The following is a 22,148-nucleotide window of genomic DNA, read 5'->3' on the forward strand; positions in this document are numbered from 1 at the left end:
ACTATGTCTCAAATTTCTGCCACAGAGAACACCCCTCACTACGATAGCTTAACCGCAGCTTGGGTTGCCCTGAGCGAAGGGAGCGAACGACGTTACGCCCGCGATCTTGCACGCGATCTAGACAGCAGTGAAGCACAACTGATTTCGGCGGGCTGTGGCAAGAATGCCCAGAAGCTGGAAGGAGACTGGGGTAACCTGATCCAAGAGCTGGGCAGTCTGGGTGAAGTCAAGATTCTCACCCGGAATGACCATGTGGTACATGAAAAGGTTGGATCCTTCGACAAAATTTCAGTTCGCGGACCAATGGGCATTGTTCTCAATCATGACATTGATCTGCGCCTGTTCATGAGCCACTGGACTTTTGGCTTTGCTGTGAAAACCGAAAACGGCAAAGGACTGCGGCACAGCCTTCAATTCTTTGATGCCGCAGGTACCGCTATTCACAAGGTATTTCTAACCGAAAAATCTGACCACACAGCCTATAAAGCTCTTGTTGCCAAATACAGAGCAAAGGATCAGACAACGGATCTTTCGATAACACCCTATGAAAAAAAAGCCGCTGCAAAACCGGATGCAACGATCGACATCAAGGGGTTGAGAGAAGCCTGGGCCGGAATGAAAGACGTCCATCAGTTCCATGCCATGCTGCGTCAATTTGAGTGTGAACGTCATCAATCTTTCCGTTTAATCGGAACCACTTATGCAGAAAAACTGATGCCCACAGCCCTGCGAGAGGTTCTTGAGCAGGCGGCATCCGAAAAGATTTCCATCATGGTTTTTGTTGGCAACAAGGGCTGCATCCAGATTCATACCGGCCCAGTAGAAAAGATCAGGGATATGGGGCCCTGGATTAATGTTCTCGACCCCGGCTTTAATCTGCACCTGCGCGAAGACCATATTGCCGAAGCCTGGCTAGTCCGCAAACCGACCAAAGATGGCAACATTACCACCCTAGAGCTTTTTGACGATCAAGGTGAATCCTTTGCTTTGCTTTGCGGGGAAAGAGAAGCACACAATCCGGAGAACCGGAAATGGCAGGAACTTGTTGAGAACCTGCCGCGCTATCACCCCCTTACCGAGGCCGCGGAATGATTCTCCCGGACCTTTTTGCCAGGCTGGGGCCCGTTGGCTGGCCCCTTGCCGTCTTTTCTTTTCTCGCTGCTCTCCTGTTACTGGAACGAACATTCTTTTTTCTTCGTTTGCGCTCCGGTATTGCTGCGGGATCAATATCTCCCGACCAAATGAGCCTGGAGCAAGAAGCAGGTAAACCGGGCCCGATGGCTGAAGCAATAGCCATCACCCTGCAACACAGCACAACGCCCGTGGAACTTCGTGAAGAAGCCCTGAAAATCTGGCTCAGAAGCTATTCCGGGAAAATCCGCTTTGGCTTGCGTTTTCTGATGCTGATTGCTGTGATCTGCCCGCTTCTTGGTCTGTTTGGCACGGTTTTGGGGATGATTGAGGCCTTCAAGGTTATTGCTGTTCAGGAAGGACCATTACATCCCGCCTTGCTCGCAGACGGTATCTGGCAAGCCATGCTGACAACAGCCGCAGGTCTGGTGATTGCCTTGCCTTCCTTGCTGGGGGCTCACGGCTTTCGAATTCTTGCCGACCGTCACATTGAAAAACTTGGTCTGGGTCTCAGTCATTTGTCTCTTTCCCTGTCTCTTCAACAGCACGGGCCTGCGACAGGCCTGCCAGAAAAAGGACGACAGTCTTGATTGATATCCTGTCGGAACAAGATCAGGAGATGGACAGTCTGGTTCCCGATCTGACTCCCATGCTTGATGTCCTTTTTATTCTGCTGGTGTTTTTGATCCTGACCGCAAACAGCGTCAATTTCTCTCTGGAAATTTCCCTGCCGACCCCGCAGGAAAGTGTGGTTCAGCAGGCTTCACAACAGGCCATAACCATTACACTTCACGCTCCTTCCCGACCGGAGGATGCGGTCTGGGAGGTTGCCGGCACGCCCTATCACGATTGGGCAGATGCCCGTTCCTCTCTGCAGATTCTCTTGAGATCTTCCCCGGAGCAGCAGGTTGTGATTGCTGGCGACAAAGCTGCCCCTATCGAAAATCTGGTTCAGGTACTCTCTTTCCTCGAAAAACAGGGCCGATCTGCTGCCGAAATACTTCTGGAACCCTGAAATGACATATCCCATCAGACACTTGTTCTTATCTCTCATGATCTTCCCTGCCCTGCTTGTATCAGCGGTCGCCCATTCTGCCCCCAACAGGATCATTACCGTTGGCGGTCCTGTGACCGAGATCGTTTATGCTCTGGGTGCCGGAGATCGAATCATTGCTACAGATACCACCAGCAAGTATCCGGAACAGCAGGAAAATTTGCCCAAAGTCGGTTATATGCGGCAACTTTCGGCAGAAGGCCTTCTGGCTCTGCAACCAGATCAGATCATTGCCCTGGAAGGATCTGGACCTGCTCCCGTGCTCGACACATTGAAGGATGCCGGTATTGCCGTCACCTTCATCCCCGAACTGAACAGCCCTGAAGCTATCCACACCGGTGTCCTTGCTATTGCGGGTATTCTCGGTACAGAAGAAAACGGGCAAGTTCTTGGGCACAGCGTAAAAGAGAAACTGGAGGTCCTGCAACAGCAGGCGCAAAAACGCGAAAATCCCCCTCTGGTCCTTTTTCTTCTCAGTACCGGTCAAGGCAGCCCGATGACAGCTGGCCGAGGCACCGCAATAGACACCATCATTCAATACAGCGGGGCCCGTAACGCCGCGACAGATCTTCAGGGCTTCAAACCTATGGCCAGTGAATACATCCTGGCACATGCTCCTGATTATCTGCTGCTCCCCAGCCGGACACTTGAACAGGCCGGGGGCCTTGAGGCCCTCAAAAAAGATCCTCTGCTAGGTAAACTCAAGGCCGTGCAGGAAAACCGTGTCCTGAGCCTTGATGGAACACTACTGCTTGGTCTTGGGCCAAGAACGCCAGAGGCCATCGCCACTATCTCGGACCAGATCTTCCCCAACAATCGTTAAACAGGACAAGATGGCCTATCTTTCTTTGGCAAAAATCCGACGACGTAAAAAACGGGACGGCGCCAGTTACTGGTTACTTCCCCTTTTACTTGTTGTTCTGTTCATCGCCATTCTTCTCTCCCTCGGTATTGGTGGCGTATCCATCCCCCCGTTGGCAAGCGCGGGGCATTTTCTCAGCTACCTCGGGCTGACTCATTCCGATCTTCAACCGCAGGAGATTTTGATTCTTGAGGCAGTACGTCTGCCCCGGACAGCCCTGGGTCTTGCGATCGGAATGGCCTTGGGCTTATCTGGTGCCGTCATGCAAAGCCTGTTCAGAAATCCTTTGGCTGATCCGGGTTTGATCGGGGTGTCCTCTGGCGCCGCTCTCGCCGTCGTCTGTGTGATTGTTCTCGGGGACAGTCTGTTTGCTTCTTTTCTTGAAGCCACCAGCAGCTATAGCCTGCCTCTGGCTGCCTTTGCCGGAAGTCTGGCAACGACGGCTTTGGTCTACAATCTTGCCCGACGGCAAGGGGCAACCGATGTGGCTGTCATGCTGTTGATGGGCATTGCAGTCAATGCAATTGTCGGCTCGTTTATCGGTCTTCTGACCTATATTGCAGATGACAGTGAACTCCGTTCTCTTACGTTCTGGAGCATGGGCAGCCTTTCTGGCGCCGGCGAAGCAACATGGCCGTCGATCGGCATTATGCTGTTTGCCTCTTTATTACTCCTGCGCCTCTCCGGACCACTGAATCTCTTTTTACTCGGCGAGACAGAGGCAAAGCATCTCGGTGTCGCAACCGAAGGCATCAAGCGACAGGCTGCACTTGCGGCGGCCTGTGCGACGGGTGCCGCAGTTGCTGCCGCGGGAATGATCGGCTTTATCGGTTTGATAGCCCCGCATCTCGCACGTTTGATCGGCGGAGCGGACAATCGCTTTGTTCTGCCTGCTGCAGCTCTTATCGGTGCCTTGCTGATCATCCTTGCCGATACCATTGCCCGTATCGTTGTTTTACCCGCCGAACTGCCCATCGGCCTTGTAACCAGCTTTATCGGTGGTCCCTTTTTCTTTGCCTTGCTGTTTCGCGAATTCAGGAAGAGACGCGCATGACACTCAGTGTAAAAGACGTTTCGGTTGTTATCGGTGCCACGACCTTGCTCCAGAATGTGACCTTGGATCTGATACCTGGACAATTTCTCGGAATTCTGGGTCCCAACGGCGCAGGAAAATCAACCTTCCTGAAAGTACTGTCAGGCGAACTTTCTCCTTCGCATGGGACGGTCACCCTTGATGGTATCCCCCTGAAAGTCTGGAAGGACGAAGCTCTCGCCCGCCGACGTGCTGTTATGCCCCAGGCATCACAGCTGGCTTTTCCCTTTTCAGCACGGGCAGTTGTTGCCATGGGAAGATGGCCCTATGAAACGTTGAGCAGTTCTTTTCAAAATCACCGGGTTATCGAACGTGCCATGGCGATTGCAGATATCAGACACCTGGGCAAAAGATCCTACCCTGTTCTTTCCGGCGGAGAAAAACAGCGGGTACAACTGGCCCGTGCCCTGGCCCAGTCATTTGGGACAGAAGACGAAACCGACAGTAAATACCTGTTACTGGACGAACCAACCGCCGGACTGGATATTGCACATCAGCATGCGGTTCTCAAAGCCGCAAGAGACCAGAGCAAAAACTATGGCACAGCATCAATGGCTGTCCTTCATGATCTCAACCAGGCCGCCCTCTATTGTGATCAGGTCGCCCTGATTTCCAACGGCAGGCTCGTTGCATCTGGAGCCACAGCAGAGGTGATGGAACCAGCACGACTTTCCAGGATTTTCGGGTGCACCATCAAAAGGCAGGCTCAACAGGTCAAGGAAGCACTCAGCTTCACATCCTCGCTCTGACTCCTGGAATAAACCGCTCATAAACTCGCCCAATCGTTCAAGGCTGCCCAAGAATGGTCACAGGGTTTTCACTCTCTCTTCACAAACTGCGGCTAAGATATAAAGGATCAGAACAGGACTAGGAAAACAGGCACCGACATGATCCAGAGAGCTCTTTATGTAGCAGCCTTCCTCGCTGGAATCATCACGGTCTATATTGCTTACCAGGACCGAAATCTCGAGACCCTCCAATCCGTTCGCATTCCTTTAAAAACTGAGGCTGTCGCTCCCCCCCTGACGCATAAAAGTGCGCCACAACATGAGCAGCTTATCTGGCGGGGCGGTATCACTCTGTCTTCTCCCCATCCGCGCTTTGGTGGATTGTCCGGGCTCGAGATATCTCCAGACGGTCGGGGAATACTGGCTATTACGGATAAAGGCCTCTGGTTTAAGGGCCGCCTTGGTTATAGCAAAGAGGGCAATCTGCTGAGCCTTTCCCAGGGGCTGCTCTCTTCGCTTCACGACACAAATGGCCTCGCCCTGACCCACAAGAAAGATCGGGATAGCGAATCTCTGGCGATGGCAGAAAACGGTGCCGTTTATGTCAGCTTTGAACGCAAGCACCGTATCTTGCGATATGAAAGTCCCCTTGCCCCGAAAGCCGAGGCTATCCCCTTTCCCGAAGCACTCGAGGATGCCCGCAAAAACCGGGGGATCGAAGCCATGACCGAGTTGCCCGGCGGGTGTCTCCTTGTCCTCCCCGAACGTCAGCAACCTGATGATCTTCTTGAAGCCTATCTCTGGGATCATAAGAGCTGGCAAAGCCTTACTCTGCAGGCAAACCGTGCAGGATTGCTCCCGACGGGCCTGGCAATCACACCCGATGGCGATCTCCTGCTGCTAGAGCGAGGTTTCAGCTTCTTTGGCGGTTTTACAAGCAGTCTGAGAATTTTTCCCGCAGAGGAAATACGTCCAGGACACATTATGAAAGGTCGGGTACTCGCCTATTTTGACAGCGAGCATGCCATGGATAACCTGGAAGGCGTCAGCAGCAGGCGTGGAGAAAATGGCGAAACACTGGTTTATCTGCTCTCGGACGATAACCTGAGCATGGCACAACAAACGCTGCTGGTGATGTTTGAACTGCGCAAACAAGAAAAGCCCGCTGGCTTACGCTCAGCGGGCTGTCTCAAGAACGGATCGGCTTATTCAGCTGCTTTGGAAACCAGAGCTTTCTGAACGCGCTTCTTCATTTCACGGGCTTTTTTGCCCAATTTTTCAGATGCTGTTGACAGCAAGAACGCGTCAATACCACCACGCTTTTCGATGGTGCGGATAGCGCTGGTGCTCAGACGGAACTGAACAACCTGACCAAGCGCATCGCTCAACATCGAGGTTTCCTGAAGATTTGGCAGGAACCGACGGCGTGTTCTGTTTTTGGCGTGGCTCACATTGTTACCAGTCTGAACCCCTTTGCCTGTAAAGTCGCAACGGCGTGCCATGGTTTTAATCCTGTATTCTCGATGAATAATAAAAAACTACTGCCGATAATCGGCTCGGCGCGAGTTTTAGGCCACAGGACCATAAGGGTCAAGGCAAAAGCTCGATTCTGGAGAAGATTCCTCAAAATTATTTGGAAATCTTCGATTTTTCAAAGCTATGAGGGCTTTAAAAACAGATTGAGCAACCTATTTGCGGCCGACGCTGGCGCCAGTTGCCCCTCTATAACACCGGATTCCATCTGATGCAATGCAGCGGCCACCTGTGGATCCTCTCGAAAGGCAATAACCAGTGTCTCCCGGATTTCATTCCACATCCAGGCCTTGGCTTGCTGGGCACGCTTTTGCGGGATCTCTCCACTTTCCCATAGTTTTTCGCGAAACCTGCCTATAGCCTCCCAGATCTCCGCTATGCCCTCTTCCTGCAGTGCCGAGCACTTCTTGACCGCAGGCTTCCAATTCGGACTGGAAGGGCGCATCAACCCCAGAGCCGCATGATATTCCGCCGCGGCCCTGTTGGCAGCCGGAATCAGATCACCATCTGCCTTATTGACCACCACCATGTCAGCCAGTTCCATGATGCCTTTTTTGATGCCTTGCAATTCATCTCCCCCGCCGGGCAGGAGTAACAGCAAAAACATATCCACCATTTCCGACACTGCGGTTTCTGACTGCCCAACGCCGACAGTCTCGACCAGAATGACATCGAAGCCTGCCGCCTCACACAACAGCATCGCTTCACGTGTTCGGCGGGCCACTCCCCCAAGCGTCTTCCCCGCTGGTGAAGGCCGGATAAAGGCGGATTGTTGCCGGGAAAGTAGCTCCATCCGCGTCTTGTCCCCCAGAATGGAACCGCCTGTACGCTGGGAAGAAGGGTCGATAGCCAGGACAGCGACTCGATGCCCTGCTTTAATCAGATGCATTCCGAAAGCTTCAATGAAGGTGGACTTTCCCACGCCCGGCACACCGGAGATTCCGATACGAATGGATTTTCCGCTATGAGGTAAAATCTGTTCCAGCAATACATCCGCTTCGCTCCGATGATCTCGCCGGGTCGATTCGATCAGTGTGATTGCCCGCGCCAGAGCTCGCCGCTCTCCGGCAAGGACCCCTTCAGCCATTCGACCAGATGTTGTTTTCGAATTCACCTTTTTCATCACCAGATCTTCTTTTGCTCCCGACATCTCAGCGCGCTATCTCTTGATCACGTCAGCTTAAACAGACAGGTCATTCTTCAGTGTCGGCACAGCGACATCTTCGCTCTTTTCTGCCACTTCAAGCTGACGTTGCCACATTTCCGCATAGTGTCCTTTTTGCCCCAGGAGTCCCCGGTGCGTCCCCCGTTCGACTACCTGCCCCTGTTCGAGGACAATAATCTCGTCAGCATCGACCACTGTCGAGAGACGGTGGGCAATGACCAGCGTTGTCCGGTCTTTGGAAACATCATTCAAGCTGGCCTGAATTTCCCGTTCGGTCTTGCTGTCCAGTGCCGAAGTCGCTTCATCGAACAGCAAGATTGACGGATCTTTCAGAACCGTCCGTGCAATCGCCACCCGTTGCTTTTCGCCGCCGGAAAGTTTCAACCCTCGTTCACCAACAACAGACTCGTAACCATCAGGAAGCGAGAGAATAAAATCATGGATCTTTGCCAGCTTTGCCGCGGCCTCAACCTCTTCCCTGCTCGCAGAGGGACGTCCATAGGCAATATTGTAATAGATGCTGTCGTTAAAAAGCACCGTATCCTGTGGCACGATACCAATCGACTGGCGCAGGGATGCCTGGGTCACCGCCGCAATGTCCTGTCCATCAATCGTGATCTTGCCGCCATCCAGATCATAGAAACGGAACAACAAACGACTGATGGTGGATTTCCCCGCCCCGCTTGATCCGACAATAGCCAGCTTCTTTCCGGCAGGAACGGTGAAGCTGATCCCCTTGAGGATTGGGCGGCGCGCATCATAGCCAAAGAGACAGTCTTCAAAGCGGACTTCCGCCCCTTTGACCGCCAACTCGCTAGCACCATCCGCATCCTTGATCTCAAGGTCCTGGCGAATCAGTTCGAACATCGTATGCATATCAATCAGTGCCTGGCGAATTTCACGATATACAAACCCAAGAAAATTCAAAGGCATCGCCAGCTGCAGGAGATAGGCATTGACCATCACAAAGTCACCGACAGTCATGGCCCCTGACGAAACACCATAGGCTGACATAACCATCATGAGGCTGGCACCAAGCGAGATCACACCGGACTGGACGATGTTCAGGCTGGATAGGCTTGTCCTGCTGCGGATCGCTGCATTTTCATAGGCTGCGAGACCGCGGTCATACCTTGCGGCCTCATGCTCTTCATTGCCGAAGTACTTTACTGTTTCAAAATTCAGGAGGCTATCAACGGCTTTGGTATTGGCATCGTTATCCGCCGCGTTCATATCCCGGCGCAGGGTGATCCGCCACTCGGTAATCCGCAAGGTCAGATAAATATAGGCCAGTATGGTCACAAGAGGTACGACGGCAAAGCGCCAGTCAAAGAGATACCAGAGCAAACTGCAGACAACCGCGATTTCGAGCAGTGTCGGGATGACATTGAACATCAGGAAGGTGAGCATAAACTCGATGCCCTTGGTTCCCCGGTCAATGGCCCGGGTGACACCGCCGGTACGGCGTTCGATATGGAACCGCAACGAGAGAGCATGCAGATGACGGAAAGTCACCAGCGCCACACGGCGGATGGCATTCTGGACCACCTTGGCAAAGACACCCTCGCGAATATTGTCAAAGGCAATCGCACTGACCCGGGCAAGGCCATAGGCAATCAGCAAGCCCAGAGGCACAACAAGCAATCCCGGCTCTGTAATGCTGAGCGCATCAACCGCCCCTCGCAGGATGTAAGGCACTGACACATTGGTCAGCTTGGCCAGGATCAGAAGACCAAAACAGATAATGATCCGGACCTTCAGATCAACACGATCCGCAGGCCAGAAATAGGGCAGCAGCGTTTTCAGGGTATCCAGCTGACTGGTTTCGCCCGGCACTTCCGGGCTGTTCTCACGCATCCGTCGCATCTCGTGTTACTCCATCCGGCCAAGCGACCGTGCCAGAAGCACATAAAGCTTGCCAACGTCTGCGGTCATAAAGGTGGCTGCCAGGATATCTTCGCTATCGCACTCTCGTGCCTGGGCCATAAGATTATCAAACTGGTCCATGTAGCGGTTCACCTGATTGCGAAAGGTCTGATTGGTTTCGAAGTAGCGTTTTACTTCGCGCGTGCCATAAATATCCTTTTTCTTCAGGATATGTCGGGCAAAAATCGAACGATCCCCCTTGTGGTATCGTCTCCAGTATTCTTCCGGCAGGTCTTCGTCGAGTATCTTGTTCAGATCTATAGCGGTAGAGTTCAGATCATCAATCAGTAATGTCGCCCCCCGCAGGAAGGCCTCCCGCTTGTTCACTGACCGGTCTTCGCGCAGCTTCAACGCCTGACGTGTTGCTTCTTCCGAGGCATGTGTCAGATCCCGTGTCTGCTGGCCAAAGGTCTCTGCCAGCTTTGATACCTTGTTGTGAATGTCGGAAACATCCGTGCTGTTTTTATGCAGACTTTTATTAAGGGTCTCTGCCTTTTCCAGAGCAGCTTTGACAACCTTGTCCAATCCATTGGTAGTTGCTTCTGTTCGCTGACTGATTTCCTCAACCCGCTGCCGGGCCTCTTCCGCCAGTTTCGTCAGTTTGTTTTTCTGGTTTTCAGTTTCCTGCTGCAGTGCCTGTGCGGTCTGACGGGATTCCTCAGACGCTTCGGTCAGGGCTGTTGTCCTGTCATCAAGGGATGAACGGACCTCTTCCAACAGTTTTGCGAAATCTGCGGAAAGCTGTCTGAAAGCATCAAGTTCTTCATGGACACCCTGACGCAAATCCTGAACTGCCTGGTTTGCCGCGCTGGCTCCCTCAGCAAGTGCCGAGGTTTGCAGCTTGAAGACCTTGGCGACTTCGGTCGTATGGCGTACAGCCTTGTCAGCTGCCAGTTCCATCAAACGGGACTGGTCTTTCAGGCTCTTTGAGGCTTTCTCCACATTATCATGGGCTACCTGGCTAACCTGCCCGATTTCGCGGGTATGTTCACTCAAGCCTCCCATAATCACATCGGCAAGATCACTGAGTTTCTCGGAAGATTCCTGAAGGCTTTCAATACCGGGACGTATTTTCTCTGCTGCAGAAACCAGCATATCCTGTGCCTGCCCTGTCGCTTCGGTCAGACGGGATGCTTCCTGTCGTCCAGCCACCGCAACCGCCTCACTCAGATCACGGGTAACCTGAGTCAGATTTTCGGCAACATCTTCTCCGCTCTTGCCAAGCTCTTTTGCCTGTATCCGGAAACGGTCCGTCATTTCCCCCGCCTTAAGAGAAACATCGGCAAAAAGTTCACGCACCTCTTCGGCATCCTTGCGCATGGCATCGGAAAGCGAGACCGCTTTATAGCCAATCTCGGCAACCAGCTGTTCCATCGCCTGATTTTCGCTGGAGAGCTGTTCCCTAAGCTCTGATACCTTGTCGCCCGCGCCTGCCAGAAGTTCTTCCACATCTCCGATACGATCTTTGATCAACCCCTTGAAACGATCCCCCTCAGATTCAATCGTATCTTGAACCAGCCTGAGCGCCTCGAGGTCCTGCTTCAGGCTCTCGCGCATGGTTTCACTGCTGACTTCGGCAGTCGTTCCTGCCGCAGCCATATCTTCCGCCTGTTGGCGCAGCATCTCGCCAGCATCTTCTGTTCGATTGATGGTTCGTTCGACAGCGTCATCCAGAACATCCACGGCTCCCCCCAGAGTCTTGCTGATTGTCTCGGCCATCACCTCACTGCGAATACCTGCACTTTCCAGTGAAGAGACCTGTTCCTTCACAGCTTCACGCGCGGCTTCAAGACTGCTGTGGATCGAGCGGTGAATTTCATCAAGTGACGTTTGCTGGGTTCCAAGAGTCTCCTGGATCTGTTCCGTCTGGGATGATGCCCTGATCGCTGCGCCCGTGAGATGTTTTGTCTGCTCCTTAAAGGTGGAAATCAGGCCATTCAGGCGGTGTTCTACATCACTGGAGGCGCTGTTGAGGCTCTCGGTCTGTTCAAGAAGCTGACGCGTGATATCCTTGACCCGCGTCTGTTCTTCATCATCAGGATAGGTCAGACGCTCCATCTGCTGCAACAGGCGCCGGGATGTCACAGACATTGCCGCGCCCCGCACCATAAACAGCAACACCACCCATAACAGAAACAGCGGCAGGGTAATTCCGGCCAGCATCTGTCCCTGCTCCTGGGGTAACATGGTTGTCACCACACTCCATCCGACCAGCCTGGTGATATAGTCATAGCAGAGCCATAACCACCCCCCTGTTGCAGCCAGCCCCACCAGCGTTAAAACTCTGGTGATCCAGGTATGACCTGACATCCCTCACTCCCTGATTTCGCTCACGATCTTTTATAACCTTGAACAGATGATAGGCTAGGAGGCGCCCACAGTCCAAGAAAGACCAGCAAGATCAGCAACTTTTTAAAAAATCAGCTGTCCACACTTCAGGAAGAGGATTTCAGGATGGAAATGATTTCCCGGGCCGCCAGTGGAATATTGCTCCCCGGACCATACACGGCGGAGACCCCGGCTTCTTTCAAAGCCGGATAATCCTGTGCCGGGATAACACCGCCACAGACAACAACAATGTCATCGGCTCCCTGCTTGCGAAGCTCGGCAATCAGCTGCGGGACAAGTGTCTTGTGACCTGCCGCCTGGGTTGAGACACCAATCACATGGGCATCGTTCTCGATTGCCTGCATTGCGGCTTCTTCCGGCGTCTGGAACAAGGGGCCAACATCAACATCAAAACCGATATCAGCAAAGGCGGTTGCGATAACCTTGGCACCCCGGTCATGCCCATCCTGCCCCAGCTTGACAACCAGCATCCGCGGACGGCGCCCTTCTTCTGTGGCAAAGTCCTCAATTTCCTTCTGTATCTGGGCGAAGGTTTCATCCCCTTCGTAGGCTGAACCATACACGCCTGAAATACTCCTGTTCACTGCACGATGACGCCCAAAAACCTTTTCAAGCGCATCGGAAATCTCTCCAACAGTCGCCCGCTGACGGGTCGCCTTGACGGCCAGATCCAGCAAGTTGCCCGTTCCGGCTTCGGCTGCTGCAGTCAGCTCTGTCAGAGCAGCCTGACAGGCTGCATTATCCCGTCTGGCTTTGATCGAAGCCAGACGTTCCAGCTGTTTTTCCCGGACCACCGTATTGTCGATATTCAGAATATCCATATCGTCTTCCCTGGCCAGACGATATTTGTTAACACCAACAACAGTTTCTTGCCCGCGATCCACCCGTGCCTGTTTTCGCGCCGCGGCTTCCTCGATACGAAGCTTGGGCATACCAGTTTCAACCGCCTTGGTCATTCCGCCCATAGCCTCGACTTCGTCAATCAGCTTGCGGGCTTCTTCGATCATGCTCGCTGTCAGGCTTTCAACATAATAGCTGCCGGCCAAGGGATCGACGACCTTTGTTATTCCGGTTTCTTCCTGCAAAACCAGCTGGGTATTCCGGGCAATCCTTGCCGAAAAATCTGTTGGCAAGGCTACCGCTTCGTCCAGTGCATTGGTATGCAGGGATTGCGTCCCCCCCAGAATAGCCGCCATGGCTTCAACGGTGGTCCGGATCACATTGTTATAAGGGTCCTGTTCCGTCAGAGAGACCCCGGATGTCTGGCAGTGGGTGCGCAGCATCAAAGACTTGGTGTCCTTGGGATCAAACAGCTCTTTCATATAGTGGGCCCAGAGGAATCGCGCCGCCCGCAGCTTGGAGGCCTCCATGAAAAAGTTCATGCCGATGGCAAAGAAAAAGCTCAAACGCGGGGCAAAGGCGTCAACATCAAGGCCCCTGGCAATGGCAGTACGCACATACTCGATACCATCCGCGATGGTAAAGGCCAGTTCCTGAACCAGGGTCGAACCAGCCTCTTGCATATGATAGCCGGAAATCGAGATCGAATTGAAACGCGGCATGTTTTCCGCGGTATAGGCGATAATGTCGGAAACAATCCGCATCGAGGGTGCCGGCGGGAAAATATAGGTATTCCGCACCATGAATTCTTTCAATATATCATTCTGGATTGTCCCGGAGAGCTTGTCTGGACTAACGCCCTGCTCTTCCGCGGCGACAATATACCCGGCCAGAACCGGCAAGACCGCCCCGTTCATGGTCATGGATACAGACATCTGGTCCAATGGAATACCATCAAACAGGATTTTCATATCCTCGACAGAATCAATTGCGACGCCTGCTTTCCCCACATCTCCGACCACACGGGGATGATCAGAATCATACCCTCTGTGAGTTGCCAGATCAAAAGCAACGGAAAGCCCTTTCTGTCCGGCAGCAAGATTCCGGCGATAAAAAGCGTTGGACTCTTCAGCTGTCGAGAAGCCTGCATATTGGCGGATCGTCCAGGGGTGCGCCGCATACATACTGCCGCGAGGTCCCCGCAGAAAAGGTGCAAAGCCTGGAAGACTATCAAGTGTGTCCAGCCCCTCAAGATCTTCTGCGGTGTAAAGCGGCTTGACCACAATCCCTTCTGGCGTTTCCCAGTTCAGACTTTCGCTAGGCTTCCCCTTGAGCTCTTTTTCGACAAGGTTTTGCCAGTCACTGGTCGCTTTCTTAGGAAAATCGGACATTTTTGCCTCTCCCGCCTTCAGAGTTCTACTCTGGTTTTGTCGCATTTGTTCATTTTTAAACAGGACATCCTGCTTGGGTTTTTATTGCAGTGCAATATTAAACAGTTTTGCTGTCAAGTCCATGCCTCGCAAGGAAGGGATATTGGCAGACCCACCCTCACATTCTTGCAGAACAGACCTGGCCGTATTTTTTTTCGACAGAATGTTGCATCTCTTGCGTTAAAATCGAAGTCAGAAAAAGAAGGAGAAGCCAATTGACCATGGCCGACAAGACGTCAATGCAACGCCGACAATTCATGATTTTGATGGGGGTTCTGCCTGCCGCAGGTTTTGTTGCCATGGCAAATCGGAATGCCTGGGCTCTGGAAAGTAAAGTCGAGGTTACCCAAGACAGCAGGTATCGTTATATTCGCGCCAACGGCATCCCTGATCATACGACGGGCAGTTTTCCAAACCGGAACAACCCAAACCGGATCGAAACCCAGAATCACCACTTCCGGGTTCCCCTCATTCCAGAAATCCGCCCTACAGCGCAAGACGCTGGCCTCATGACAATAGGCATCGCCCTGAACGGCATTCCCTTTGATCCTGCAGCTAACGAGTTCTGGAAAAGAGATCGAAACTCGGGTTGGCGTTATGAAGCTCTCTCGGGAAAAATCAATCTCGGACTTGATCAAAACAACGCTCATGTCCAGCCCAACGGGGCTTACCATTACCATGGCCTGCCCACCGGGTTGATCAAGAGTTGGTCTGATCGTCAGCACTCCCCTCTCATTGGTTATGCCGCAGATGGGTTTCCGATTTATGTTCTCTATGGTCTGGACAAACCAGAGAAGCCAGACACAGAAATCAGGCCTCTGACCTCCAGTTATCGACTGAAATCCGGAACAAGAAACAGTGGTCCCGGAGGGCCACACGACGGGACTTTTGTTCAGGATTATCATTATCTGCCCCAGGCAGGTGATCTTGATGAATGCAATGGCCGCTTCTGCATCACCCCTGATTACCCGCAGGGTATCTATGCCTATTTTCTGACTGCAGATTATCCCTTCATTCCCCGTCTGTTCCGGGGCGCACCAGACCCCTCTTTCCATAAACGCAACGGAGGCGGCCAACAGGGCCATCCTCCCCCACCTGGTGGAAGGCCTCCAAAAAGAAAAAACCGCCCTTAAAGGAAAAGTACGACAAGACTACCAGCGGAAAATCGACATCGCCGCGACAGGATACTCTTTATACTTATCGCACAGGGTCACCAAACGCATCATATCACCAAGCGACTTCAGCCCGTGGAGATCCTCACAATGGATGCCCCCCGCGATGAAGAGGCCATGAATTCCCGCGGCATTGGCCCCGGCAATATCCGTGCGGAGGGAATCGCCAACAGCCAGGACCCTGGACGCATCATGAACACCAAGCAATTCCATACATTCACGATAAATATCTTGGTGAGGTTTGCCGTGATACTGCACTACCCCCCCCATCTTTTCATAATGTTGGGCAACAGCCCCCGCACAAAGTTCTCTATTCCCACCCCGGATCACTTCAAGATCGGGATTGGCACAAACCATTGGCAAACCTTTGGCCAAGGCGGGCTTGAGCAAAAAGTCATAACGCTCGACAGCATCAGCCGGATCCCAGATACCCGTCAAAAGAATAAAGTCAGCATCCTCGATTTCCTCGACAAACTCATAGGGAAGCCCCTCTTTCATTCCCAGATCACGGGCAGGACCGATCAACAAGGTTTTTGCCCCGAGTTTCTGATAGAAAGGAAGCGTGCGTTCTTTGAGATTGCGCCAGGTGACCTCACCAGAAGAGAGAACAGCATCTGCCAGATCCCGGGCGATACCCAACTCCTCATTACGTTCCGCAACAGAATCTGATCGGCGGGGGGCATTCGAGAGAATAACAATTCTCTTGCCCGCAGCGCGGAGCTTCTGCAGAGCTTCCACTGCTTCGGGGAAAGCTTCCTCACCATCATGCATTACCCCCCAAAGATCGATGACAAACCCGTCGTAATCATCAAGGATCTCGGAAACACCGGACAAGAGAGGAATGGTTCGGGGCGTGGTGGTGGACATAAAGGGCTCCAGAAAAGGCATAAAAAAAGACAAGAAAACCAGCAGGCAGAACAGTCGACAATGATATTCAGAAAACAGACTGCTTTTGTGCCATAGCTCGACCGACTTGCAAACCTCTGCATAAGACTATGCTGTCTGAATAAGATAAGCTGCCTGACGACCGTGCCCCTGATCCTGTCGCGAAGATTTCAAGTCAGGTAAAATCTGAAAAGCGGAATCAGGGCCGGGCCGGGCGTGGTTCGCCAAAAAGAAACCCCTGGCCATAAGAAACATCCTGCCCAAGAACCTGCACCAGGGCATCTTCAGTTTCCACCTTTTCGATGACCAGCTCAATGGGCAAGCCTCGCAACTGCTCCAGAAACCGTTTGGTCTCAATCTGGTTCTCGGCAAAAAGCCAGCCTTCAAGCTTGAGAAACCGGACCCGGCCGTTTGCCAAGGCCTCAAGGTCCATATCCAGACTCTGTACCTGGTCCAAGGACAGGCGACAGCCCAACCCCATCAGCCGCTCAAGGCTTAACAGCTCGCTGGCTTTCAAGCCCAGAAACTCTTTCTGGGCCACTTCGATAATCAGATGTGGGGCAAGTTCGATATTGCCCCGGACAAATTCTACAAAATCATCAAAAAAGTCGTGATCCTTCAGCGTGTGGGACGACAGATTGACGAAAAAGGCAATATCATCACCTGATTTCAATATCTTCCTGATGATCTGCACACAGCGAAACAACAGCATATTATCGATCGCTGTAATCAGACCTGCACGGGTAGCGATCGCTACATACTGACCCGGCTCGATAACCTGCCCCTTTGAGGTCCTCAAACGTGAAAGGCATTCGTAAAACTTGCGTTTGCGCTGTGGCAGGGCAACAACGGGTTGCAGAAACATCTCAATCCGGTCGTCACGAAGCGACTGCCTCACTATGGACAGCACTTCAGTTTCACCCAGACCCGTCAGAACAGAAACGGCCTCTGGCTCGGCAGGCTCCCTTACTGTTTTCCCTATATAATTTTCCGGCCGGAAATCATCAAGAAAATCAGGGTGCTTTGCCCGACGCGCCTCCCCTTCCTCACGTACTCTCTGATCTTTTTTGATCACATTGGTTTCGTCCTCAAATAACCCCAGAAAAGGATCAGTAAGACGCGGCATAAGGGTTTTGAGAAGGTTCACTTCCGAAAGAGCATCATTGATAATACTCTGTTCGGCGCTCAGCTTGCTTGATTTTGCAGCTCCCTCCAACGCTTCGGCCATCCCGAGCATCTCACGCCGTGTCCAGGATATCCGGTCTCTGAGCACAGCCTGATTGTGATGCAGCGTTTCCAGCGTGCTCGTTGTCTCTTCTTCCCGAGAGCGACGCGTCATGATCTCATGCAGAACCACTCCGGCCAAAAAGACCCAGAGGCCAAGCAACATGGCACCGCCTGTTTGTAGCTCTGGAATATAGGTTGGTCCAAACAAGACCGCTAGAAGAGCAAGCCCGCAATAGAGAGTTATGAAAAAAAGATGCTGAAGCAAAGGCATAATCTTGAGTTAATTTTCATCCAGTGAATTGAGACGACGACACATCCAGGAAACCAAGCTTGTCAGAACCGCCTTGAGAGACCCTTAACAAAATCCATAAAATCTGTCACACACTGTCCTTTAATTCACTTATCACAGAATGCTGGATCTCATGAGCGTAAAAATACTCCACAACCCGCGTTGCAGCAAATCCCGCCAAACCCTGGAGCTTCTCAAAGACCGGGGCTGTGTTCCGGAGGTCATTGAGTATCTCAAAAACCCGCTGGACCGGACAACCTTGGAAAGCATCCTTGCCAAACTGGGGCTTTCTCCACGCGACATTCTCCGCAAGGGAGAGAAGATCTATCAGGAAATGGAACTCGCCAACCCTGATCTGCCTGACGAAGCCTTGATTACAGCCATGCTGGAAAATCCGATTCTGATTGAGCGGCCAATCGTAATAACCGACAAAGCAGCCAGAATCGGACGTCCACCTGAATCAGTCCTCGAGATCCTCTAGACCCCCTCAGCGGTGATCAGCACCAACAGCTTCAGTTACAGAAGAAAACCCGTCCCGCGTCAAAAGCTGAACCAATTCGGTCAAGACAAGAGGTATCAGGGCCGGGCCACCGTAAACCAGTGCTGAGTAGAGCTGAACCAAAGAAGCGCCCGCCCGGATTTTTGCGTATGCCTGAACTCCAGAGGAAATTCCTCCCACACCAATCAGGGGAATTTTTCCTTCGGTAAGGCGGTAGATATCGCCGAGAACCTTTGTAGAGGCTTCAAACAATGGTGCACCGCTGAGACCGCCCGCCTCATTTCGATGCACACTTTGAAGACTGTCAGGTCGATCAATCGTTGTGTTGGTTACAGTCAAACCATCAAGCTTGAGCTCCAGTGCCACGGATGCGATATCTTCCTTGTCCGCCTCGGTCAGATCGGGCGCAATTTTCAAAACCAGTGGAGGGGCCTTGTCCCCCAGATTCTGTCTGAGTGTTTCCTGAACTCCACCGATCAGCACCTGCAACTCTGCACGTCCCTGTAAGGCGCGCAGTCCCGGCGTGTTCGGTGATGAAACATTGATGACCATATAGTCGGCATAAGGGGCAAGCAGTTGCGCCCCTTTTTTATAGTCGTCCACAGCAACCGCCGTGTCCTTGTTCTTGCCCAGATTGACACCAAGCAGCCCTTTATATCCCTCCGACTTGAGTTTCTGCAGCCTCTCACAGGCGGCCTCCGCTCCGCCATTATTGAAGCCCATGCGATTGATCACAGCCTGATCTTCCGCCAGACGGAAAATCCGGGGTCGCGGGTTCCCCGGCTGGGCCCGTGGGGTAATGGACCCAACTTCAACAAACCCAAAGCCTTGATCCAACATGGGCTGAACAACTTCTGCATTCTTGTCGAACCCAGCTGCAAGCCCAAGCGGATTACTGAATTCCCGCCCCCAGAGAGACGTTTTCAAGAGAGGCGATATGACCGGTTTCTGTGACGGAACCACCCCCGTCTTCAAACACCAAAGAGTAAGGTTATGAGCCCTTTCTGGCTCCAACAACCGGATCAGGGGACCAGCAAAACGAAAAGTATCCACAAACGGCTCCAGCTTTAATAGAGAGAACTGATGTCCGGAAGTACCACAGCGCGACAGCAAGAACCAGTATCCCCCAAAAGTATATACCCTTCCACAAAGGGATCAGCCGCTATTCAACAGAGGTCAAACCAGTCAGGCAAAAGGTGTTTACCATCTTCCCCCAATCGGACAGCCCCATTCCGGCGGACAGCCGTAAGAGGCAACTCCCCATAGAGATGCGGGAACAGCTGACCACCTCGAGATTTTTCCCAGATCAGCTTCTGTCCCAACAAGGCACCATCGACCTCAAGAAGAACAAGGTCATCTTGTCCTGCACGATGTTTCGCAACAGAAACCTGCAGTTGCTTTCCTGAAGAGAAATGAATAAACCCGTCGGCCTGGTCCTGAGAGGACCCAGGATAAACACCGGCCTTATTGGCCTCTTTCCATTCTGTTGCCTTACAAACGTGATAAATCCACCGTTCAGCCATAGGATACACCTTGTATTATTTCTAATTATGCGTTGCATATTGCAAAAACCACAGCCACGCATTTGCAATATGCAACAAAACTCAACACTTCAAACTTGATATTCACCCAAGGGTTTCCCTTAAAGTCCGCAGAAATCCTATAGTTTTGAACACCACAAAAGAGTAACGGACAGCAGAAACACTACTGAAAAACGCCAAATACCGCAGAAAACCTGACCTCCCCCTAAGATACAACTTCACAGAAACGCCAGAAAGAAAAATTGAATTCATATTTTTTCATTTAAATACATACAGTTAAATAAAAACATTTAAAAAAACAAAACACTCTCCCAGAACTGGCACAGTCCATGCAATTACTACTTTCAGGAAGTCTATTGCGAGCTAGACTTCCATCACGAAAGGAGAGACCCATGGCACATCAAAACATGACAGCGAGCACCATCGGCAGCAGGGCATTGGCAACTGCCCTAGACGCCGTTTCCGCCATGGGACAAACCGGTCATCTAATAATACCGGAAACTCCGACCCCGGCGATGCTCAAAGCAGGATCGCTAATCGGTGGCTTGAGCGAAGAGACAGTAAGAAAAATCTTCGTTTCTATGATTGAGGCAGAACAATAACCCCCTCACTGCATCAATCATAGATGTCATCACAGACTGCCTTTAGCCTGTGAAAGGCGGTCTACCAAAGCGGGAAGCTTGCTTCCCGCTTTTTTTTACTCCCGATCTCTACCTGACAGCAGACAGGCTGGGCTGGGATTAGTCAGGGCTGAGTTAATAAAGTTGTCACCAGCCTCTAGATAATATCCTCGGGTAATACGCTCTTCCACTGTCCAGGCAACAGCTCACCAAGCATCAACTTTCCAATTGATTCTCGCACCAAACGAAGGGTTGGATATCCTGCTGCAGCCGTCATTCGCCTGACTTGACGGTTTTTCCCCTCCGTCAGGGTCATTCTAAGCCAGGCTGTTGGAATATTTTTTCTTTCGCGGATCGGCGGATCCCGAAGAGGAAGACAGGGAGCTTCCGGCAATAGCTCGACTTTGCACGGTCGGGTCTGATACCCCTTAATCAGTATGCCATCGCGCAATTTTTGCAACGCAGCAGCATCAGGCACTCTTTCAACCTGAACCAGATAGCTTCGGCTGTGACCATTCCTGGGATGGATCAAACGATCAATAAAAGGCCCGTCATTACTCAAAAGCAACAGGCCCTCGCTATCCTGATCCAGCCGACCTGCTGCATAGACACCTGCCGGTAGATCAAGTTCACGTAGTGTGCGCTGATTTTCCTCTCCGGTATACTGGCTCAACATGCCGTAAGGTTTAAAAAGGGCAATATACAGTGGATTCTTTTGTGGATTTTTGTATGGATTTTTTTGCTGTGACGGCGTTCGAGCTAACGGACCCTGCTTTCGGTCCAAGTGCTTTGGCTGGTCAGCAGTCCTCCTGCCAGGACGGTTACCTCTTTTATACACTTGCTGTACTTTCCCGGTTTTCATTCCATCTTATTACCCCAGGCCCTTGATACGGTCTACGTATAAAGCCATCAGTTCGAACACCATTTTATGTGTCATCTGAAAGGCGAAAGGGGAAATACTAAGTTTTTGGTCCTATTATCATTAAAAATACTATATAATCGACAGTACATAGCGCGGATCACATTTCGTTTCCCCCATCTGTGGTGACTGTAAAATGCTGAAGCACGCAGACATCTGGCGAGCCATCGACAGTCTCGCCACCCGAAATTCTCTTTCCCCCTCGGGCCTTGCCCGCAAGGCAGGGCTGGATCCAACAACCTTTAATAAAAGCAAGCGGATTACCCCTCAAAACAAACAGCGCTGGCCCAGCACGGAATCCATAGCCAAGATTCTCGCTGCAACAAACTCCACTCTGGCAGAATTTGTCGAACTCGTCGGCGGAGAAAGTGGCGGCCTGCTCGCCCAACGCATCCCTGTACTAGATCTCACTCATGCTGCATCTGGCAAAAACTTTGATCCGCAAGGCAGGCCAACAGGCAACAGTTGGGATGAAACACTCTTTGCCCATGTCGACGATCCCGCAGCCTATGGACTGGAAATTATTGGAAGCCTCTATGCTCCGATCTACAACGACGGCAATGTCCTGATTGTCTCACCTGCCGCAGATCTCAGGCGGGGTGACAGAGTGGCCGTCATGACCAAAAATTTCCAAATTCTGATCAAAGAACTTATACGTAACAGTCCCTTAAAGGTGGAACTGAAAGGATTGGGATCACAGGAAGATAAATCTTATCTTGCCCAGGACATCATCTGGATCGCCCGCATTCTCTGGGTCAGCCAGTAAATTGGCCGCAATTTTAAGAGAAAATACAAGAAAGAAAAACGACAATAGATTGCAAATTAAGCATTTTTACCTTTCTTAAAGCCTTTATAAGTCAAACTGTAACATAGAAATATCGTAAT

21 protein-coding genes are annotated in these 22,148 nt (G+C 51.9%); 11 read left to right on the top strand and 10 right to left on the bottom strand.

Annotated features, from left to right (window positions below; translation table 11 throughout):
* Positions 1–3: 3 nt before the first annotated feature.
* The 7 genes from O4H49_RS15475 (at position 4) to O4H49_RS15505 (ending at position 6,107) form a co-directional block, all read left to right on the top strand.
* Positions 4–1,092, top strand: a complete 1,089-nt coding sequence (locus O4H49_RS15475) for a hemin-degrading factor (RefSeq protein WP_269424344.1) — start codon at positions 4–6, stop codon at positions 1,090–1,092.
* Positions 1,089–1,721 (top strand): MotA/TolQ/ExbB proton channel family protein, encoded by a 633-nt coding sequence (locus O4H49_RS15480; RefSeq protein WP_269424345.1) that lies wholly within the window; start codon positions 1,089–1,091, stop codon positions 1,719–1,721. Before O4H49_RS15475 ends, O4H49_RS15480 begins: the two co-directional genes overlap by 4 nt.
* Positions 1,718–2,146, top strand: coding sequence for a biopolymer transporter ExbD (locus O4H49_RS15485; protein ID WP_269424346.1), 429 nt, complete (start codon positions 1,718–1,720; stop codon positions 2,144–2,146). Before O4H49_RS15480 ends, O4H49_RS15485 begins: the two co-directional genes overlap by 4 nt.
* Before the next feature lies 1 nt (position 2,147).
* Positions 2,148–3,008, top strand: coding sequence for a heme/hemin ABC transporter substrate-binding protein (locus O4H49_RS15490; protein WP_269424347.1), 861 nt, complete (start codon positions 2,148–2,150; stop codon positions 3,006–3,008).
* Positions 3,009–3,018: 10 nt separating this feature from the next.
* Entirely contained in the window at positions 3,019–4,101 is a 1,083-nt protein-coding gene (locus O4H49_RS15495) for a FecCD family ABC transporter permease (protein WP_269424348.1), read from the top strand.
* Positions 4,098–4,889: a heme ABC transporter ATP-binding protein gene (locus O4H49_RS15500; protein ID WP_269424349.1), complete on the top strand. Its 792-nt coding sequence runs from the start codon at positions 4,098–4,100 to the stop codon at positions 4,887–4,889. The genes O4H49_RS15495 and O4H49_RS15500 overlap by 4 nt, the downstream gene beginning before the upstream one ends.
* 138 nt (positions 4,890–5,027) lie before the next feature.
* Positions 5,028–6,107: an esterase-like activity of phytase family protein gene (locus O4H49_RS15505; RefSeq protein WP_269424350.1), complete on the top strand. Its 1,080-nt coding sequence runs from the start codon at positions 5,028–5,030 to the stop codon at positions 6,105–6,107.
* Here O4H49_RS15505 and rpmB read toward each other — a convergent pair.
* The 5 genes from rpmB to scpA form a co-directional block, all read right to left on the bottom strand.
* On the bottom strand, positions 6,074–6,370 hold the full coding sequence (rpmB, locus tag O4H49_RS15510) for a 50S ribosomal protein L28 (protein WP_269424351.1): 297 nt from the start codon (positions 6,368–6,370) through the stop codon (positions 6,074–6,076). The genes O4H49_RS15505 and rpmB overlap by 34 nt on opposite strands.
* Before the next feature lie 155 nt (positions 6,371–6,525).
* Entirely contained in the window at positions 6,526–7,524 is a 999-nt protein-coding gene (gene meaB, locus O4H49_RS15515; protein WP_269424470.1) for a methylmalonyl Co-A mutase-associated GTPase MeaB, read from the bottom strand.
* Positions 7,525–7,581: 57 nt separating this feature from the next.
* Positions 7,582–9,432: an ABCB family ABC transporter ATP-binding protein/permease gene (locus O4H49_RS15520; RefSeq protein ID WP_269424352.1), complete on the bottom strand. Its 1,851-nt coding sequence runs from the start codon at positions 9,430–9,432 to the stop codon at positions 7,582–7,584.
* Between the two features lie 6 nt (positions 9,433–9,438).
* Positions 9,439–11,802: a hypothetical protein gene (locus O4H49_RS15525; RefSeq protein ID WP_269424353.1), complete on the bottom strand. Its 2,364-nt coding sequence runs from the start codon at positions 11,800–11,802 to the stop codon at positions 9,439–9,441.
* Positions 11,803–11,927: 125 nt separating this feature from the next.
* Positions 11,928–14,072: a methylmalonyl-CoA mutase gene (scpA, locus tag O4H49_RS15530; RefSeq protein ID WP_269424354.1), complete on the bottom strand. Its 2,145-nt coding sequence runs from the start codon at positions 14,070–14,072 to the stop codon at positions 11,928–11,930.
* A gap of 260 nt (positions 14,073–14,332) precedes the next feature.
* Between scpA and O4H49_RS15535 the strand changes: the two genes are divergently transcribed.
* Entirely contained in the window at positions 14,333–15,244 is a 912-nt protein-coding gene (locus tag O4H49_RS15535) for a YHYH protein (RefSeq protein ID WP_269424355.1), read from the top strand.
* Positions 15,245–15,262: 18 nt separating this feature from the next.
* On the opposite strand, the gene O4H49_RS15540 is transcribed toward O4H49_RS15535, so the two are convergent.
* On the bottom strand, positions 15,263–16,150 hold the full coding sequence (locus tag O4H49_RS15540; RefSeq protein WP_269424356.1) for a TIGR01459 family HAD-type hydrolase: 888 nt from the start codon (positions 16,148–16,150) through the stop codon (positions 15,263–15,265).
* Positions 16,151–16,367: 217 nt separating this feature from the next.
* A complete protein-coding gene (locus O4H49_RS15545; protein ID WP_269424357.1) occupies positions 16,368–17,660 on the bottom strand; it encodes an EAL domain-containing protein in 1,293 nt (430 codons plus the stop codon).
* Positions 17,661–17,817: 157 nt separating this feature from the next.
* Between O4H49_RS15545 and arsC the strand changes: the two genes are divergently transcribed.
* Positions 17,818–18,165, top strand: coding sequence for an arsenate reductase (glutaredoxin) (arsC, locus tag O4H49_RS15550; RefSeq protein WP_269424358.1), 348 nt, complete (start codon positions 17,818–17,820; stop codon positions 18,163–18,165).
* Positions 18,166–18,171: 6 nt separating this feature from the next.
* On the opposite strand, the gene O4H49_RS15555 is transcribed toward arsC, so the two are convergent.
* On the bottom strand, positions 18,172–19,236 hold the full coding sequence (locus O4H49_RS15555) for a quinone-dependent dihydroorotate dehydrogenase (protein WP_269424359.1): 1,065 nt from the start codon (positions 19,234–19,236) through the stop codon (positions 18,172–18,174).
* 113 nt (positions 19,237–19,349) lie between these two features.
* Positions 19,350–19,706 (bottom strand): DUF952 domain-containing protein, encoded by a 357-nt coding sequence (locus O4H49_RS15560; protein ID WP_269424360.1) that lies wholly within the window; start codon positions 19,704–19,706, stop codon positions 19,350–19,352.
* Between the two features lie 410 nt (positions 19,707–20,116).
* On the opposite strand from O4H49_RS15560, the gene O4H49_RS15565 reads away from it, so the two are divergent.
* The gene (locus tag O4H49_RS15565; protein WP_269424361.1) at positions 20,117–20,326 is read left to right on the top strand and encodes a hypothetical protein; all 210 of its coding nucleotides are present in this window, start codon (positions 20,117–20,119) and stop codon (positions 20,324–20,326) included.
* Positions 20,327–20,501: 175 nt separating this feature from the next.
* On the opposite strand, the gene O4H49_RS15570 is transcribed toward O4H49_RS15565, so the two are convergent.
* A complete protein-coding gene (locus tag O4H49_RS15570; protein ID WP_269424362.1) occupies positions 20,502–21,206 on the bottom strand; it encodes a pseudouridine synthase in 705 nt (234 codons plus the stop codon).
* Between the two features lie 193 nt (positions 21,207–21,399).
* Between O4H49_RS15570 and O4H49_RS15575 the strand changes: the two genes are divergently transcribed.
* Positions 21,400–22,029, top strand: a complete 630-nt coding sequence (locus O4H49_RS15575; protein WP_269424363.1) for a S24 family peptidase — start codon at positions 21,400–21,402, stop codon at positions 22,027–22,029.
* The last annotated feature ends 119 nt before the right edge of the window (positions 22,030–22,148 follow it).

It is taken from the genome of Kiloniella laminariae (assembly GCF_027214005.1).
GTDB classification, from domain to species: domain Bacteria; phylum Pseudomonadota; class Alphaproteobacteria; order Kiloniellales; family Kiloniellaceae; genus Kiloniella; species Kiloniella laminariae_A.

Coding starts and splice junctions, on each gene's coding strand:
- O4H49_RS15475 (WP_269424344.1), top strand. CDS start 4: ATGTCTCAAATTTCTGCCACAGAGAACACCCCTCACTACGATAGCTTA.
- O4H49_RS15480 (WP_269424345.1), top strand. CDS start 1,089: ATGATTCTCCCGGACCTTTTTGCCAGGCTGGGGCCCGTTGGCTGGCCC.
- O4H49_RS15490 (WP_269424347.1), top strand. CDS start 2,148: ATGACATATCCCATCAGACACTTGTTCTTATCTCTCATGATCTTCCCT.
- O4H49_RS15495 (WP_269424348.1), top strand. CDS start 3,019: ATGGCCTATCTTTCTTTGGCAAAAATCCGACGACGTAAAAAACGGGAC.
- O4H49_RS15500 (WP_269424349.1), top strand. CDS start 4,098: ATGACACTCAGTGTAAAAGACGTTTCGGTTGTTATCGGTGCCACGACC.
- O4H49_RS15505 (WP_269424350.1), top strand. CDS start 5,028: ATGATCCAGAGAGCTCTTTATGTAGCAGCCTTCCTCGCTGGAATCATC.
- rpmB (WP_269424351.1), bottom strand. CDS start 6,370: ATGGCACGCCGTTGCGACTTTACAGGCAAAGGGGTTCAGACTGGTAAC.
- meaB (WP_269424470.1), bottom strand. CDS start 7,524: ATGAAAAAGGTGAATTCGAAAACAACATCTGGTCGAATGGCTGAAGGG.
- O4H49_RS15520 (WP_269424352.1), bottom strand. CDS start 9,432: ATGCGACGGATGCGTGAGAACAGCCCGGAAGTGCCGGGCGAAACCAGT.
- O4H49_RS15525 (WP_269424353.1), bottom strand. CDS start 11,802: ATGTCAGGTCATACCTGGATCACCAGAGTTTTAACGCTGGTGGGGCTG.
- scpA (WP_269424354.1), bottom strand. CDS start 14,072: ATGTCCGATTTTCCTAAGAAAGCGACCAGTGACTGGCAAAACCTTGTC.
- O4H49_RS15535 (WP_269424355.1), top strand. CDS start 14,333: ATGGCCGACAAGACGTCAATGCAACGCCGACAATTCATGATTTTGATG.
- O4H49_RS15540 (WP_269424356.1), bottom strand. CDS start 16,150: ATGTCCACCACCACGCCCCGAACCATTCCTCTCTTGTCCGGTGTTTCC.
- arsC (WP_269424358.1), top strand. CDS start 17,818: ATGAGCGTAAAAATACTCCACAACCCGCGTTGCAGCAAATCCCGCCAA.
- O4H49_RS15560 (WP_269424360.1), bottom strand. CDS start 19,706: ATGGCTGAACGGTGGATTTATCACGTTTGTAAGGCAACAGAATGGAAA.
- O4H49_RS15565 (WP_269424361.1), top strand. CDS start 20,117: ATGGCACATCAAAACATGACAGCGAGCACCATCGGCAGCAGGGCATTG.
- O4H49_RS15570 (WP_269424362.1), bottom strand. CDS start 21,206: ATGAAAACCGGGAAAGTACAGCAAGTGTATAAAAGAGGTAACCGTCCT.
- O4H49_RS15575 (WP_269424363.1), top strand. CDS start 21,400: ATGCTGAAGCACGCAGACATCTGGCGAGCCATCGACAGTCTCGCCACC.